This window comes from Nocardiopsis potens DSM 45234 (assembly GCF_000341105.1).
Lineage (GTDB): Bacteria > Actinomycetota > Actinomycetes > Streptosporangiales > Streptosporangiaceae > Nocardiopsis_A > Nocardiopsis_A potens.
Window position 1 is genome coordinate 17,798 of sequence record NZ_ANBB01000042.1, and the last position, 16,148, is coordinate 33,945.

Annotated in this window: 10 protein-coding genes; 5 read left to right on the plus strand and 5 right to left on the minus strand. The window is 75.8% G+C overall.

What is annotated here, in order from left to right:
- Positions 1–149: 149 nt before the first annotated feature.
- On the minus strand, positions 150–1,049 hold the full coding sequence (locus tag D459_RS0116690; RefSeq protein WP_017594154.1) for a universal stress protein: 900 nt from the start codon (positions 1,047–1,049) through the stop codon (positions 150–152).
- Between the two features lie 140 nt (positions 1,050–1,189).
- On the minus strand, positions 1,190–1,870 hold the full coding sequence (locus tag D459_RS0116695; protein WP_017594155.1) for a response regulator transcription factor: 681 nt from the start codon (positions 1,868–1,870) through the stop codon (positions 1,190–1,192).
- A gap of 167 nt (positions 1,871–2,037) precedes the next feature.
- Here D459_RS0116695 and D459_RS0116700 point away from each other — a divergent pair, with 167 nt between their 5' ends.
- The 3 genes from D459_RS0116700 to D459_RS0116710 all read left to right on the plus strand — a co-directional run bounded on the left by D459_RS0116700 (position 2,038) and on the right by D459_RS0116710 (position 7,572).
- Positions 2,038–2,535, plus strand: a complete 498-nt coding sequence (locus tag D459_RS0116700; protein WP_017594156.1) for a DUF2975 domain-containing protein — start codon at positions 2,038–2,040, stop codon at positions 2,533–2,535.
- A gap of 160 nt (positions 2,536–2,695) precedes the next feature.
- Entirely contained in the window at positions 2,696–5,863 is a 3,168-nt protein-coding gene (locus D459_RS0116705; RefSeq protein WP_152523007.1) for a hypothetical protein, read from the plus strand.
- Positions 5,860–7,572, plus strand: a complete 1,713-nt coding sequence (locus D459_RS0116710; protein ID WP_152523008.1) for a hypothetical protein — start codon at positions 5,860–5,862, stop codon at positions 7,570–7,572. Before D459_RS0116705 ends, D459_RS0116710 begins: the two co-directional genes overlap by 4 nt.
- A gap of 78 nt (positions 7,573–7,650) precedes the next feature.
- Here the strand turns inward: D459_RS0116710 and D459_RS36950 are convergent, their stop codons facing one another.
- Entirely contained in the window at positions 7,651–8,064 is a 414-nt protein-coding gene (locus tag D459_RS36950; RefSeq protein ID WP_017594158.1) for an NUDIX domain-containing protein, read from the minus strand.
- Positions 8,065–8,575: 511 nt separating this feature from the next.
- On the opposite strand from D459_RS36950, the gene D459_RS0116720 reads away from it, so the two are divergent.
- On the plus strand, positions 8,576–9,220 hold the full coding sequence (locus D459_RS0116720; RefSeq protein WP_017594159.1) for an HNH endonuclease family protein: 645 nt from the start codon (positions 8,576–8,578) through the stop codon (positions 9,218–9,220).
- Positions 9,221–9,291: 71 nt separating this feature from the next.
- Here D459_RS0116720 and D459_RS0116725 read toward each other — a convergent pair whose 3' ends face one another.
- Entirely contained in the window at positions 9,292–11,166 is a 1,875-nt protein-coding gene (locus tag D459_RS0116725; RefSeq protein ID WP_017594160.1) for an AAA family ATPase, read from the minus strand.
- 227 nt (positions 11,167–11,393) lie between these two features.
- On the minus strand, positions 11,394–12,827 hold the full coding sequence (locus D459_RS0116730) for a DUF2201 family putative metallopeptidase (RefSeq protein ID WP_017594161.1): 1,434 nt from the start codon (positions 12,825–12,827) through the stop codon (positions 11,394–11,396).
- Positions 12,828–13,075: 248 nt separating this feature from the next.
- Between D459_RS0116730 and D459_RS0116735 the strand changes: the two genes are divergently transcribed.
- Positions 13,076–15,877 (plus strand): hypothetical protein, encoded by a 2,802-nt coding sequence (locus D459_RS0116735; RefSeq protein WP_017594162.1) that lies wholly within the window; start codon positions 13,076–13,078, stop codon positions 15,875–15,877.
- Positions 15,878–16,148 lie beyond the last annotated feature (271 nt).

Genomic DNA, 16,148 nt, shown 5'->3' on the forward strand with positions numbered 1-16,148 from the left:
GCCGCCTTGGTGCCGGGCGGACAGTGACCGGAGGCCCTTCGCCGGAGGACCTTCGTTCCCGGCCGGCGGGACCACGGGCGGACGGGGCCTTTCCGCACGCGGCCGGGCCGGGCCGGGCGCGCCGCCGGCCCGGCCCGGACCCCCGAGGCTCAGCGTCCGTACTCGGCGCGGACGGCCACCACCGGGCAGGGGCTGTGCGCCAGCACCGCCTGGCTCACCGAGCCGAGCAGCAGCCCGGTGAAGCCGCCGCGGCCGCGGGTCCCCACCACGAGCAGGTCGGCGTCCTCGGCGCGGGCGCAGAGCACCTCGGCGGCGTGGCCGGCCTCCACCGCCTCCTCCACCCGGACCCCGGGGTGGAGTTCGCGCTCGCCCGCGATCGACTCCGACAGCATCCGGCGGGCCTCCTCCTCCGCGGCCTCCACCGCAGGATCGTCCCCGGTGCGCTCGGTGGGCTCCTCCGGCGCGCCGAACCGGGCCCGGGTCGTCCTCCGGGGCACGGTGACCGCGCGCAGCTCCGCGCCGCGCTCGGCCGCGGCCCCGAACGCCCAGGCGGCCGCGGCGCGGGCCGGCGCGGAGCCGTCCACGCCCACGGTGACCCGGCCCGCCGGCGGGCGGGGCTCCCGGTCCGGCACCACCGCCACCGGGCAGGAGCCGAACGCCAGCAGCTCCAGCGCGGTCGAGCCGATCAGCACCGCGCCGACGGTGCCCAGGCCGCGGGAGCCGACGGCGATCAGCTCGGACCGGCGGGACTCCTCCAGCAGCACCGGGGCGACGTCCCCGGTGATGTGCACCGACTCCACCTCGACCTCCGGGGCGTGCTCCCGGGCCCGCTCCTCGGCGTCGCGGGTGATCCGCCGGCCGTACTCCTCGATGTCGAAACCGGCCAGGCCGTGCGGGGTGGAGTGGTACAGCGGCCAGTCGAAGGCGTGCACGATGCGCAGTCGGCGCCCCTGCAGCCGCGCCTCTTCCACGGCCCAGTCCAGGGCCCGCATGCTCCCTCGCTTACCGTCGACCGCCGCCGCGATGGGCGCCTTCTCCTCTGCTGCCATGGCTCCTCCGCTCCTCGTCCTCTCCCGCCACCGACGCTAGGCGCGGCGGCTCCGGGCGTCCGCGGCCGGACGCCCCGGGGACGCGGCCCGGGACGCCCGGCGATCCGGGCCGCACGGCCCTTGACGCGCCGCCGACCGGGTCATTCGGAGGAGGAGGGGCGCCGGGACTCGGCCTTCAACCGGGCGGCATAGGCGGCCGCCTGCGTCCGGCGCTCCATGTCCAGCTTGGCCAGCAGGCTCGACACGTAGTTCTTCACGGTCTTCTCGGCGAGGAAGGCGCGCTCGCCGATCTGGCGGTTGGTGAGCCCCTCGCCGATCAGTTCGAAGATGCGGCGCTCCTGTTCGGAGAGGTCGGACAGCGGGTCCTGCCGGGTGGCCTGCTCGCGCATCCGGCGCAGCATCCGGGCGGTGCTGCGCGGATCGAGCAGGGACTCGCCGGCCGCCACCGTGCGCACCGCCCCGACCAGGTCGGAGCCGTGGATCTGCTTGAGGACGTACCCCGCGGCGCCGGCCATCACCGCGTCGTAGAGGGCGTCGTCGTCGGCGTAGGAGGTCAGCATGAGGCAGGCCAGGTCGGGCAGGAGGGAGCGGACCTCGCGGCAGACCTCGACCCCGCTGCCGTCGGGCAGCCGGACGTCGAGCACGGCCACGTCGGGGCGGGCCGCCGGGATCCGGGCGACGGCCTCGGCGGCGCTCGCGGCCTCACCGACCACTTCGATGTCGTCCTCCTCGCCGAGGAGCGCGCTGATGCCGCGGCGCACCACGTCGTGGTCGTCGAGCAGGAACACTCGGATGGTGCCGTCGGTGTCCGCCACGTTCATCCCTCCCCGAGCAGGGGCGGGGCCCTCCCGCTCTCGGGAACGTACCCGCCGGACGGGCGTCCGGCACCGCCCCGTCTCCGGCGCGCCGCCTCCGCGGTCGGCGCAGACCGCCGGTACGGAAACAGGGATCGATTGACCATCGATAGGAATACATCGATACTCGATGCATGAACGGCTTCTTCGTCACCGCCCTCCGGGCCGGCATCGTCGCGGCGATCCTGGTCGGCCTCTTCGGCCAGATCGTGGTCATCCCGACGGCGGCGGCCGAGGAGGTGGAGTACTTCCCCCCGTACGCTCCGTTCGAGGCGCCCTACGTGGCGGTGGCGATCCTCGGCGTCGCCTGCGTCCAGGTCGCGCTCGTCGCGGTGTGGATGCTGCTCGCCATGGCCGGCCGGGACGCGGTCTTCACCCCGCGCGCCTTCCGCTGGGTCGACACCGTCATCGGGGCGACGGTCGCGGCGACCCTGCTGGCGCTCGGCGTCACCGTGCACCTGGCCGTGGCCGAGATCCCCTCGCCGTACGACGGGATGGAGGTCATCGCCGCCCTGGGCGCCGCGGCCGCCTGCACCGGCACGGGAGCGGCGTTCGCGATGCTCGTCGCCGTCCTGCGGAGCCTGCTGCGCAAGGCCACGGACCTGCAGACCGAGATGGCCGAGGTGGTCTGAGGGGGCCGATGCCGGCCCGCGGTCCGCTCCGCCCTTCCCCAGGAGGCGGAGGCGGGGCGCCGAGCCCCCGCCGGCGGCCCGGGAGCCCAGAAGCGGCAGGGGAAGGCGGTTCAATACAATCGCGCGCGACGGCCGTCGAACCGACCCCGGACGGAGGCGCGTGAGACTCAGGTGGGTCCTCCCGGTGCTCTTGGCGGCAGGGGTGCTGGCCGGTGGCGCCGTCCTGGTCGAGAAGGTCTCGCTCCCGCTGTGGGCGGCCGCGGTCGCCGCGGGGGCGGCGATGGTGGCCAACACCGCCCTGGCCAAGCCGATCGAGCGGGCGCAGGAGTTCTTCGACCTCGGGCGGCGCGCGGCCGCCCACCGCAGGCACCTGGTCCACGGGGCGCCGGTCCGGGTGCGCGACGCCGACCCGGTCGGCGACGGCGGCCTCGGCGTCACCGCCTCCCGCTCCAGGGACGGCGGCGAGGGCGGCGGAACCGACCGCCTGCCCGACTACGTCCCCCGCGAGCGGCTGGAGAACGAGGTCCGGGACAGGCTGCGCGGCAGCGGCATCGTCCTCCTCACCGGCCCCTCCGCGTCGGGCAAGAGCCGCCTGGCCTACGAGGTGGTGCGCGGCATGTACCCGAAGCGGCGCCTGTTCCGCCCGCGCAGGCCGGGCGGGGACGGCTCCGCCGGCGTTCGCGGCCTGGTGGCGGAGGACGCGGTCCCCAGGAAGGCCGTCGTCTGGCTGGACGGCCTGGAGGACTACATCGCCCAGGGGCTGGAGGGCGACGACGTCTACGCGCTCGCTCCGGAAGGGTCGGGCAACGTCATCGTCGCCACGATGCGCGACCGGCACGGCCGCCCCGGCGAGGAGGGCCCGGCCGGCCGCCCGTTCTTCGACAAGAGCCCGGACATCGTGGTCCGGGTGCCCGTCGAGCGCGCCGACTCGGAGGGCTTCGCCGCCCCCGACACCGACGACCGGCGGGTTCTGGACGCGTTCGCCCAAGACCGCTACGGGGTGACCGAGTACCTCTCCCGGGGGCCGGTGGCCTACCAGTTCTGGGAGGGGCTCACCGGAAGCGCCGATTCGCACCGGGCCGGGGCCGTGGTGACCGCGGCCGTGGAGGCGCGGCGGGCCGGCAGGCACGCGCCTCTTCCTGCGGGGCTCCTGCGCGAGCTGCACGAACCGTTCGTCGACGGCGCCGAGGGGCGCGGGGCGGGGCGGCAGACCTTCGAGGAGGCTCTGGAGGAGGCCACCACCCGGATCGGCGGCGCCGAGGGGTGCCTGCGCTCCTCCGACACCGAGCCCGGGGCGTTCTACGCCTTCGACTACCTGGTGGACCGCTGGGAGCGGGAGGCGGACCGCCCGATCCCGGAAGAGGCGCTGGAAGCGCTCGTCGAGCACACCCGGGGCGGCGAGCTGGACAACCTCGCCGAGACCGCCGCCGACCAGGAGCTGTGGCCCCTGGTCGAACGGGCCGCCCGCAAGCACCTGGCCGAACTCCCCGAGGACGACCCGGCGGGGGCCGGGGCCCTGCGTCTGCTGGGATGGGCGCTCCTGTACTCACGCGACAGGCTCGAGAGGGCCGAGGAGCCGCTCCGCCGCTCCGCCGGATTCGGCGACCTGCGGGCGGCGATCCTGCTGGGCAGCGAGCTGAACCTCGTCGAGCGGTACGAGGAGGCCGCCGAGGTGCTGGCTCCGGCGGCCGAGGCCGGCAGGGTGAGGGGGCTCTTCGAGCACGCGCGGGCCTGCCGGGAACTGGGCAGGTTCGCCGAGGCCCGGGGGGAGCTGGACCTCCTCTACCGGGCCGCCCGGGACGGCGAGTGGGACGACCCGGAATGGATCTCCCTGCGGGCGGTCGCCGACAACGAGCGCGCCGCCGGGGAGTGGGAGGCCGCGAAGGGGGCCTACCGGGAGCTGGCCGAACGCACCCGGGACGACCCCGAAGCACGCGGTGCCTTCCGCGCCGCACTGGAGGGCCTGGCCCGTACGAGCGCGGGGGAGGGCGATACCGGCGCGGCGCTGGAATGGGCGGAGGCCGGCGTCCGTGAGGACATGCCGTGGTCCTACCGTTTCCTGGTCGAGCACTTCGCGCGCACCGGTGAGACGCTGATGCGCCGTGCCTGGGAACAGCGGGCGGCGGACGCCGGGCTGCTCTGGGCCCTCCTGCGGACCGGCGCACTCCAGGAGGACGAGGTGGCCGAAGAGGCCGACTCCTGGGAGGCGCGGGTGGCCGAGCAAGGGGATGAGTACTCAGAGCTCGTGCTGAGGAACATCCGGACGGAGCGGCTCCTGAAAGAGATGGAGCAGCACCTGAAAGAGCTGGAACGGCTTGCGGGCCCTGGGGCGGAGCAGGTCAAGCGCATCCTGGAGAACGCCGACCGCCGCCAGGCCGGGCTGCCGCCTCTGGAGGAGGACGGGGAACCGCAGGAGCACGGGGCCCCGGACCCCGCCGAAGCGGTGGAGCAGAGGTGCGAGGAGCTGCAGTCCGAGAAGCGCTACGGCGAGGCCGCCGACCTGCTGCGTGCCGCGGTCGAGGCCGGCGACCGCGGGCACCTGGCCGAGCTGGGCCGCTGCCTCCTCCTCGCGGACCGCCCGGAGGAGGCCGTGGAGCCCCTGCGGTGCGCGGTCGAGGAAACGGGGGAGGACACACGGCTGCTGGCCTCGGCTCTGGAGGAGTCCGGGACCGAGGGCGAACTGGAGCGCCTGCTGCGGACGGAGTCGGAGCGGGAGAAGCAGTGGGCGGTCGTCCGGCTGGCCGACCTGCTGGAGCGCCAGGGGAGGCACGAGGAGCTGATCGACCACTGCGAACTGCACATCTGCCTGGGTTCGCACGCTGCGGCTCTGAAACTCGCCGAGTACTTCATGAGCTCTCGCGAGCACGGTACCGCGTGGCGGCTGCTGGACTTCGCCGGGCAGGGCGGGAACTTCATGGCGTCCTCGCTGACCGGGCTCTTCCTCAGCATCCGGGGGGAGTGGGAACGGGCGGTGGAGCTGCACCGCCTCGGCGGCGAGATCGGTGTCCCGTTCTCCCTCCGCAAACTGCCCGAGGCGCTGGCCCGGACGGGTCGCTGCAGTGAGGCGGAGGAGGCCTTCGCCGACGCCGAGCGGAAGCTGGAGGAGCTGGGGAGCGCCATGTCTCCCTGGGCCCGTCTGGATTATGCGGAGGCCCTGCTGGACCAGGGCTGGTACGAGTCCGCCCGGGCTCGGGCGGCGGAGATGGCCCGGGGAGGGCTGGACGCGGAGGACCGGAAGAGACTGGCGGAGCTGGAGCGGCGCTGCGCCGAGGAGCCGGCACGGGCGCCGGTGGCGCGGGCGCGGCGCCGGAGGAGGGGGCTGCGGTGAGTACGGATGACAGGGGCGCGTCCCGCGCCGAGCTCGCGATGCTCATCGCCTTTCAGGACCGGGTTCTGGGCGACCTGCTCTCCGAAGCCGGGCTTTTCGCCCGCTATGTCCGGTACGGCGAGGAGAGCCCGGACGGCTCGCCCCCGCCCCGGTTGCTGGTGCACGAGTGGGCGGCGCGGCACCTGTTCGGCGGCGCGGACGGCGCTGAGGAGGGGAGCGGTGCCGACCTGGACCGGCTGGGCGATTCCTGCCTGGACGCCTTCTCGGCCGGCTGCGCGCCGCCGGCCGCGGCGGAGGCGCCGCGCGCGGCCCGGCCGGCGGCGCGCTACCTCGCCGCGCTGGCGGCCCTGCGCCGCCCCGGCGGGCTGCAGGCGCTGCTGGAGGCGGTCGGAGAGCGGAAGGACCGGAGCGGAGCGGAACCGCTCGCGGACGTCCTCGCTCTGGCCGTGGAGATGCTGGAGGAAAGGGGCGAACGGGAACGGGCGGAGGGCGTCTTGGCGGAGCTGGCGGCGGCCGACGCCATGCCCGCGCTGGGCGCCTGCCTGCGCTTCACCACCGTGGGCGCGGAGTTCGAGGAGCCCTACATCGCCGCGGAGGCGGCCGCCCTCGGCGCCGCGATCGCCTCGCTGCCCTTCTCCCCCGAGCTCTTCCGGCGCCTGGACACGCTGGCGCTGGTGGCCCAGGGGGTGGGGGAGAAGGCCGTCACGGGCCTCGAACCGCTGGCCGAGGCGCTGCGGAGGCATCCGAAGTACTTCAGGGCGGCCGTGCGGGGAGATGAGGGCCGGGGCTTCCTGATCGGGACGGCCGTGGGCGGCCTTCCGGACCCGGTCCTGCAGCGGCTGGCGGTCGATGCCCTTCGGGAGCGCTGGTTCTTCGAGATGTGGGTGGCGCTCGCGGAGGAAGACGACGAGGACCCGGACGAGCAGCGCGAAGCCCTCCTTCCGGCGCTGGCCGTGGCCGCACTGCGCTCCCCGGAAGTGGCGGGATGGCTCGCCGCCGAACCCGCCTCCATGGCTCCGCGCCCGGGCCTCCGCCGGCGCCTCCGCCTGCACCGGCTGCTGCGCTGGGCGGGCATCCCCCGCAGATCGCTCTACGCCCGGGCCCTGGAGGAGACCGCCCGGAGCGCCGGCGACCGCAGGGAGATTCCGGAGGTGCGCGCGCTCTCCGCGCTCGCGGGCGGAGCCCCCGCGGTCTACCTGCGCGCGCTCTGCGTGCTCGGCGGCTGCCTGGCCGTCCTGTTCGGCACCGGGCTGGCGCTGGAGGAGCTCGGCGGTCTCGGCAGGCTGATCGACGCCCTGGCGCAGGGGCGGACCGGTCGGACGGAGCTCCTCATGCTGGGAGCGTTGCTCCTGATCCTGCCGCTCACCTGGATCGGAGGGCGGGTGGCGGGGCTGCTCACCCTGCTACCGCTCCAGGTGCGCTGGGCGGTGCGACCCGTGCTCAACCCCGGGGCCCTGTCCGGTGGCGACGCCGACCTGCACCTGGTCCAGACGGCCGAGGGAATCGGCGCTTTCAAACCGGGGAGGGGCCGGTTCACCCTGCGCGGAGCGCACCGGCTCCGGGAGCTGCTGCTGGAGGCGGCCGTCTACCGGGACGGGGACCCGGAGAACGCCTATGCCATGGTGGCTCTGGCGAAGGCTTTCGGCTGGCGCCCGGTCTCCGGCGCTGACGACGCGGTGTCCGCCCTGGTCGCACGCAGATCCGGGTAGCCGGGGCGGACCTCCTGGGACGCCGGTCCCCGCTGGGGAGGGGCGGGCGCGCCGCGCGGGCCCCGGCGTCGCCCGGTGCTACCCCGCGCCTCCGGGTGCCAGGCGGGCGATGTAGTGCCGGATGTAGGGCGGGATCGGCTCGGGCAGTTCGCCGTCGGGGTGGACGAAGCGGAGTTCCTGTCCTTCGCCGAGGACCAGGTCGGTCTCGTCGCCGTCGAAGGAGGCGAGGAAGACCGGGGGAGGGGCCTTCTCCGATTCGTGCGGGTCGACCTCGGCGCGCTTCACCGAGGGCAGGCGGATGCCGGTCTCCTCGAAGACCTCGCGGAGCGCGTTCTGCTCCCAGGTCTCGCCGGGCTCGCGGCGGCCGCCGGGCAGTACCCAGTGGCCGGGCCAGCAGATGCCGGGGATGTCGTCGCGCAGCTGGAGCAGCACCCGGCCGCGGCGGTCGGTGATCAGTACCAGGCATCCGGTCGGTCTCCGGTCACGGTCCACGCCGCGCTCCCGTTCTCCCGCATCGTCCACATTGCCCACGCCGCCCGCGCCGCCGGTGCGCAGGCCGCCGGCGGGCCGCCCTGCGGCGGCGGTTCCGACCTTTTCACGGGGGCGCGCCCGGACGCGCGACCCCGCCCGGCCGTGTCGGCCCGCCGCAGGGCCGGCCTGCCGCCGGATGCTGCGCGTCCGCCCCGGGGCCCGGCGACGGCCGATGGGCGACGGTCCCCGGGCGGCGGGCAGCGGGACCGGACGGGCTCCGGTAGGGCCGGACGGGGCCGGATGGGACCCGGCAGGGCCGGCCGGCCCGGGTCGGCCGGTAAGCGGTCCGACCGATAGCGGGGAACGGGGCGTCCGGGACCCGGGGCGGTGTGCGGAGAACGTCCCGCCCGGTGCCGGTATGGCCGCCCCCGGGCGGCGGTGTACAGGGGCGACGCGTTTCCGCGGGGGCCGTTCGGCGCAGATCGACCACGCACAGCGATCACGTACAGCGATCACCGTTCGAAGGGCAACCATGCTGCGCTCATCCCTCGCCGCCGGCGCCGTCTGCGTCGCCGCCGTCGCACTGGCCCCGGCCCCGGCGCACGCCGCGCCGGTCCCGCTCGCCGAGGCCGTCGCCGGGCTCCCCGTCGCCGACGAGTCCCGGGACGGCTACGACCGCTCCCTCTTCCCGCACTGGACCGACGCCGACCGGGACCGGTGCAACACCCGCGCCGAAGTCCTCATCGAGGAGGCCGTCACCGCCCCCGAGATCGGCGAGCGGTGCCGGCTCAGCGGAGGCGAGTGGTACTCCTACTACGACGGCCGCACCCACACCGAGGCCCGCGGCCTGGACATCGACCACATGGTGCCGCTGGCCGAGGCCTGGGACTCCGGGGCCTCCGCCTGGAGCACGGCCCGCCGCCGCGACTACGCCAACGACCTGGGCGAACCGGTCGCGCTGGTGGCGGTCACCGCCCGGGAGAACCGGCAGAAGGCCGACCAGGACCCCGCGACCTGGCTGCCGTCGCTGACCAGCGCGCACTGCCGCTACATCACCGAGTGGACCGCGGTCAAGGTCCGCTGGGGCCTCACCGCCGACCGCGCCGAGCACGAGACGCTCACCCGGATGGCCGAGGACTGCCCGGACGCGGTGGTTGACACCGAGCCCGCGGCCTGACCGGAGGCGGCGCGCCCCGTACCGCGGGTCCGCGGTACGGGGACTCCGCGGTACGGGGACGGAGGCGCCGCTCAGCGCCCGGCGGCGGCCATCTCGGCGAAGGCGTCGATCCAGAACCGCTGCTTCTCCGGGGCCTGGCCGACCAGGTAGGTGGCGCGCAGCTTCGGCGGGAGGTGCCGGAGCAGCCGCGCCACCTCCGGCAGGTGCTCGCGGAGCTGGGACACCTCGGAGTTGGCCAGCACCCGGTGCACGGTGTCGGAGTCGGCGGTGCCCTCCGACGACTCCCGGACGGCCGCGGCCAGCTTGGTCTCCCAGGCGTCCACATCGGCGGCGATGTCGTGCAGGCCGACCGCCCGCCGCTCGGCCAGCCGGGCCTCCAGCCCGGAGAGCGGGACCGGCGCGAACTCGCCGTCCCCCAGGTAGACCAGCCCGGCCTCCAGCGGCTCACCGGCCAGGTGCAGCTTGATCAGCCGCTCCAGGGTGCGCTTGGTGATCCACTCCCGGCCCTCGTCGTCGATGTCGTTCTTCCACCACTCCAGCACCGTCTCGGCGGTGCGCCCGTAGGTGTCGATCAGCCACTGGTTGGCCGGGATGTCCTCGGGCAGCACCTCGTAGGAGACGGTGAACCGGCTGGCCTGCGCCAGGTTGTTGGTGCTGACCAGCAGCTTGCGGCCCAGGTGGTAGGGCGGGTTCTGCAGGGCGACCTGCGCGCGCAGGTTCTCGATCGGCCGGCCCGCCAGCGACCACTCCTGGGTGACCTCCATCAGCTTGGCGAAGGCCGCCTTGTCCTTGGGCCGGTTGTACTCGTCCCAGACCACCACCTTCGGCTCGGGGCCGAGCAGGGAGCGGGTGAGCAGCACGTCCAGCGTCCCGTCGGAGGCGGGGACCGGGACGCACAGGTCCTCCAGCGCGGTCACCGGCAGCGAGAAGTACACCGGGGCGCGGCCGGTCTCCTCGGCCGCCACCTGCCGGGTGATCTCGGTCTTGCCGCACCCGGGCGGGCCCTGCAGCAGCACCGCCCAGCGGTTGCGCACCGCGGCCCGCAGGATGCGGCGGACCGGGTCGGCCACCCTGTCCGGGTTGGCGGCGCCCGCGGCGGCCGCGATCCGGTCCAGGACCTCGTCGGTGCGGTCCCGGCCGGGGCGCCCGTCCCGGCCCGGTTCGGTCAGCGCGACCCGGACGCCGTTCAGCAGCGGCAGCCCCCAGCGCAGCGGGAGGCCCTCCTCGGCGCAGTCCAGCACGTGCTGCAGGGTGCGCGGCGAGAGCAGCCGGCGCAGCTCGGGGGTGAGCCCGGCCCACTCCCGGAACACCCCGCCCAGGTCGCGGGCGGGGTACCGCTCGGCCAGCCTGCGCCGCCACGAGGTGTCGTTGGCGGTGATCCGGATGGTGGCCATCCGGTCCAGGATCGCCAGGTCGGTGCGGCGGGTGCCGGTCTCGGACGACGACTCGTTGTCGGCGAGGAACACCCCCACGCAGCCCAGCTCGCGCAGGTCGTGCTCGCCCAGCGTCCAGTTGCACGCGATCTGCATGAGCTGGGACTGGATGGTGTCGCCGGCCTGCAGCGAGTCGTCGATCACCAGCACGAACGGGCGGCCGGGGCGCAGCCGGCCCATGATGAGCTGGCGCAGCGCCAGACCGCCGCCGTCCTGCCGCACCGGCGCGTTGACCAGCAGGTCGTCCGGGGTGAGGTTGGCGGCCGGGAGCAGCACCACCTCGGTCCCCGGGTGCGCCTGCGGGATGTGCGACAGGAAGGTGGAGGTCTTGCCGATGCCGTGCTCGCCGAAGACCTGCCCGGTCTGGCCCATCGCGATCATCGCGTCGATGAACCGCTCCAGGCGGGACGGGGCCGCCCCGCCCTCCGGCGGGTCCGGGTAGGTCGCGGTGGGCTCCCACCGGGGCGTGCGGGCGCTCTCCCGGGTGTCCCGGGCCGTTCCGGCGGTGCTCATCGCGCCTCCCGCAGGTCGCTCCGGCCCTCGGGGCGGGGCGTGCGGGCGGCGTCCGGCCGCGGGGCGGCTCCGGGCGGGTGCGCGCGGCGCCGGGGCCGCGGGGCACTGGTCGGGAACCGGGTCGGCACGGCGACTCCTTCAGCTGTTCGGGGAGGTGGGGGCAGGGGGCGGGCGGCGGACCGCGGTCCGGGCGCCGCCGGGGGAGGGGCCGGGGCGGGCCCCGGGGCTCAGTGGTCGCCGGTGGCCACCCGGTGGCAGGCCATCGGCGGGTCGTGCAGCTCGGGCCAGGTGCTGCCGCCGTCGGTGATCAGCCAGATCCACCGGTCCGGGTCGCGCGGGACGACCGCGGGGGCGTGGCCGTCGGTGACCATGATGACCGCGTCCGGCCGCTCCTCGAAGCGGCGGCCGTTGATCTCGCGGCGCCCCTCCGCGTACTCGACGACCTTCTGGAAGTCGGTCCCGCCGCCGCCCAGCACCCGCTCGCCGGGGACGAAGGGCATCACCTCGCCGTCGAAGGACACCCAGTGCGCCTCCACGCCGTCGGTCCGCCCGACCAGCCCGGTGATCCACTCGATCACCGAGTCGGGCATGGACCCCGAGGTGTCCAGGGCGATCAGCACCACCTTGGTGCGCTCGTCGCCGCGGCGGGCCAGCATCGGCTCGTGGCCCAGTGCGAGCATGACCGCGCCGAGCTTCTTGGGGTAGACCAGCCGCTCGCCGGAGTGCAGCTTGGAGGCCAGGGTGTCGGCCAGCCACCGCTTCCACCAGTCGACCCGGCGGGTGCGCGGGGTCTCGCCGCGCAGCGCGGCCAGGCCGAGCGACCCCCAGATCCGCGCGATCCGCTCGCCGCCCTCCGCGCTCTGGTCGGCGATCTCCAGCAGCTCGGCGCGGGCGGACCGGTCGCCGCCGCGGGCCCGCCGCATGACCTCCTCCAGCACCGCGGAGGCGGTCTGCCCGACCGTCTCGGGGTCCAGCGGCACGCCGTCACCGCCGCCCCCCTCGCCCATGTGCACGCAGAGCACGGCCGGCACCGGCGGCGCGGCCATCCGCTTGAGCTCGGAGTAGACCGACATGTCGGTCTCGGTGAACGCCGCGTAGTCCACCGGCTCCAGGCCCTGCCCCCGCAGGTCGTCGGCGTATGCCCGGTGCACCTCCCGGGGGTCGACGCCGGTCGGCTCGCCGTCCAGGTCGGGCAGCCCGGTGCGGCCCAGCCGGACCATCACCGCGTGGTTGATGCCGACCTCGGCGGCCAGCGTGAACAGCGGGTCGTCGCGCAGCTCCGGCTCCAGGTACAGGTGGCGCTGGATGATGTGCCGCGCCTCGTGGTAGAGCACGAACTTCACCCCGTCGACGCCGAGCCGGGTGAAGAACCGCGGGTTGTACAGCAGCATGCAGGTGCCGTCCCCGGTGGCGGCGACCGCCGCGGTCGGCACCGCAGTGGTGGGGATCTGGTAGTGGCACTTGGCGTACAGCCAGGAGGCGACCGCGCTGTCGGCGACGCCGAAGTCCAGCAGCGCCGCCTCCTTCAGCCTGCGCGCCTCCTCCACCGTCTCCGGGTCGGCCGGGTCGTGCTCGGCCAGCGCCCGGCGGTCCAGCAGGTCGACGGGGGCGCTCGCGCGCCGCGCCGCCGGTCGGCGGGCATCGTGCCGGCTCTGTCGCATCGGGGCCTTTCCGGGAAGGGGGCGGCGGGGGCGGGCCCGGCGGGGCGGGGGATCGGCGTCCGTCCGGGCGGTTCCGGTGCACGCATTCAACCACCGGCCGCCGACACCCGCGTCCGCGCCGGGATCCACGCCGGGATCCGCGGCGGCGAGCGGCCCGGAAGGCCTGTCGCAGCGCTGCACTAGCCTCCACCGCACACCGGCGGCCCGCCCCCGCGCGGCCCGCGCCCCGCCGACCCGGAAAGGCCCCCATGCCGACCCTGCTGGACTTCTGCCGCCCGGAGGACTTCGCCGAGCTCTTCGCCCGAGCCCCCGCGCTGGTCCGCCCCGCGGTCGCGCAGAACCGCTCCGGTCCCCTGCCGGACTCCGTGGTCGACGGCGCCCTCGCGGCGGGCGAGCCCGGCATCGCCGCCCTGCTGGAGAACGGGAAGGCCCTTGAGGAGGACCCCGGGCTGCGGCGCAGGGCCGCCGCTTCGGGCAGCCCCCTGATCGCCGAGGCGCTCTGCGCTCAGGGCGGCTTCTGGTCCGCGTGGTCCCGCCGCGAGTGCGAGCTCCTGTTCGACTCGGCCGACCCCGCCGACCCGCGCTGGCGCGGCCCCTCCGGCGCGGTCGCGTACCTGCTGCAGGCGGAACCGGACCGGTACCACAAGGACCGGTCGCTGCAGATCTCCGCGCTCGGGTCGCCCTTCCCCGACCTGGTCCGGCACGCCCTGCGGCTGTGGGGCGAGCGCCTGGAGCGCCGCGAGCTGCTCCGCGGGGTGCGGGCGCTGCACGAGCACGGCGGGCCGGACGCGCTCCGGGCGGCCCTGGACGACCCCGGCCTGCGCTCCGCGCTCCCGGAACCGGTCCGGGACCTCGCCGAGCGCGCCCTGAAGGGCGAGGAGGGGGCGGCGGAGCTGCGCGCCGCCGCCGAAGAGGCGAACGGGACCGCCGCCGCCGTCGAGGAGCTGCGCGCGGCGGAGGCGGAGTTCCCCGACCTCGGCTCCGATTGGGTCGATGTGCGGCTGGAGGTGCGCGGCGGCGCCGACTGGGCGGTACTGGCCGCCGCGCACCGCGAGCTCCCGTTCACCCCCGAAGTGATCAAGGCCCTGGTCCGGCACCCCGACTGCCCCGAGGACCTGCTGGTCGAGCTGATCCGGACAACGCCCGGCTCCAACCGGTACCTGGAGCGGAGCGACCGGCCGCTGTCGCTGCGGGAGATCACCGCGCTCCTGCCCGAGCTCCGAGACCGGCCGCAGTGGGCCGTGCTGGAGCGGACCCGCGAGCGCGACCGCGAGCAGGGCGTCACCGGCGACGCCGCCGATTGGGCGGCGCTGGCCGCCGCGAACCGGGCCGAGACGCTGCCCGTGTTCCTCTCCGAATACCTCGTCCAGCGCTCGGACTGCCCCGACGAGGTCCTCGTCGAACTGGTCTCAGACCACGCCTCCCCGAACAAGGAGAGCCGGGTGGAAGGGGTCGAGCGGCCGCTGTCGGCGGCGGCCCTCACCGCGCTGGCGGGCATCGTGTCGCCGCGCGCGGCGACACGCCTGTGCGCCCGGAGCCTGGGCCGCACCTTGACCGCCCGGGAGGTGCTGCACGAGCTCCGCCCCGCGCCGGTCGCTCTCCAGATCGGCGCGGCGCTCGCCGTCGGCGACGGGCGGGCCCGCGCCGAATGGGACGCCGTCGGCGATGAACTGGCCGTACTGCTCGCCGACACGGTCGGCGCCGACCCGCTGCTGTGGCGGGCGCTGCGCCGCAAGGCCGGCCGCGCCCGGGGGACCGTCGCCGAGCTGCTCGCCGAGGTCGCCCGCGGCAAGGCCGCGGACGGCCCCTGGCCCGACGCCGCCGAGATGCCCCCGGTGACCGGGGCCCGCCCGGCCGGCCAGGCGCGGACCGCCTTCGCGGTGCTGCTCGGCGCACTGCCCGCCGAGGACCAGGACCGGCTGCTGGACCGGGTGGACGACCGCACCGCCCACGACCTGTTCACCCAGGGGTGGTGGCGGCCCGAATGGCCGGAGTGGGTCCGGGCGGGGCGGCGGCAGCGCGACCGGGTGGCGCTGTCCCGCCGCCCCGGGCTGCCGGCCGAGGCGGTCCGGGTCCTGGCGGAACTGGACGACCCGGCGGTCAACGCCGGACTGCTCTACCAGGAGGCCGCCCCGCGCGAGGTCCGCGATGCGCTGCTGGCCGGCGTGCCGCTCGGCCCGGAGCGCCCGGACCGGTCGGAGCGTCTGCCGCTGGATCCCGGCTTCCGTACGGAGCTGCTGAAGGGTGCGTCCTGGCGGTGGCTCTACCCGGTGGCCGGCTGTGGAGACCCGGAGATCCTCGACCTGATCGAGGCCAAGGACCTGCGCACCGACCCGCTCAACCTGCGGCTGCGGATCAGGCTGGGGCTGTGGGAGCGGAACGGCCGCGGCCACTGCCCCCGGCACGAGGACCCCGGCGCGTACCTGGTCCCGGAGGCGGACCGCGCCGAGGACGATGAGGAGGCGGTGGAGCTGATGCGGTCGGCGGTGGCCGAGGCGGAGTCGGCCAAGAAGCTGATCCGGCGGCTGCGCACCAGCTCCCGGAGGATCGACCGGATCGCCGCGGAGCGGCTCGACTGGGACTGGGACGCGCTGCTGGAGGCGCACCTGCGCAGCCCGTTCAGCGCCGGGCGGGCCACCGAACTGGCCCGGCTGCCCGGCTGCCCCGAGCCGATCCGCGAAGGACTGGGGCGGATGACCAAACCGGAGCAGCGCGCCCACCGGCGGCTGGCCGAGGGGGTACCGCCGGAGAAGGCCCTGGCCAAGGTCGCGCTCTCCGGTCCGGGCCCGGGGCGGCCGTGGCCGCTGCTCGCCCTCGACCAAGGCCTGCTCACCCCGGCCGACCTGGTGCGGCACGGCCGGCCCGTCGGGGCGGTGCTGGGGATGGCGGGGACGGACGACCGGGTCCGGGAGGCAGTGGCCGAGGCGGTGCGCCCCCTGGACGGCCACCCGGATGCCTGGATGCTCGCCCTGCAGATGCTGGACGGCTTCCCGGACACGCTGCCGACCCTGGTCCGCACGGCGCTGACGGCGGTCGGCGCGGAGCAGTGATCCGGCCCTGCGGCGCCGGCTCCCCGAGCTCCTCGGGGGAGGTCGGCGGGGCGCCGGAGTGCGGGGCGTCGGCGAGCCCCCGCTTCCACCGGTCGCCCCTGCGGGTGCGCGGCGAGCCCCCGCGCGCCCGCAGGGGCGGGCGCCCCCGATCCGCCCGCCGTCCTCCGTTCTCCGGCCGGCGCTGTCCGGCGGTTCGGCCGCCGCCGGCTACTTCTTCCTGCACGCCTCCTCCGCCGCCTCCGGCGCGGCCGGGACGCTCGGCCCATCACGG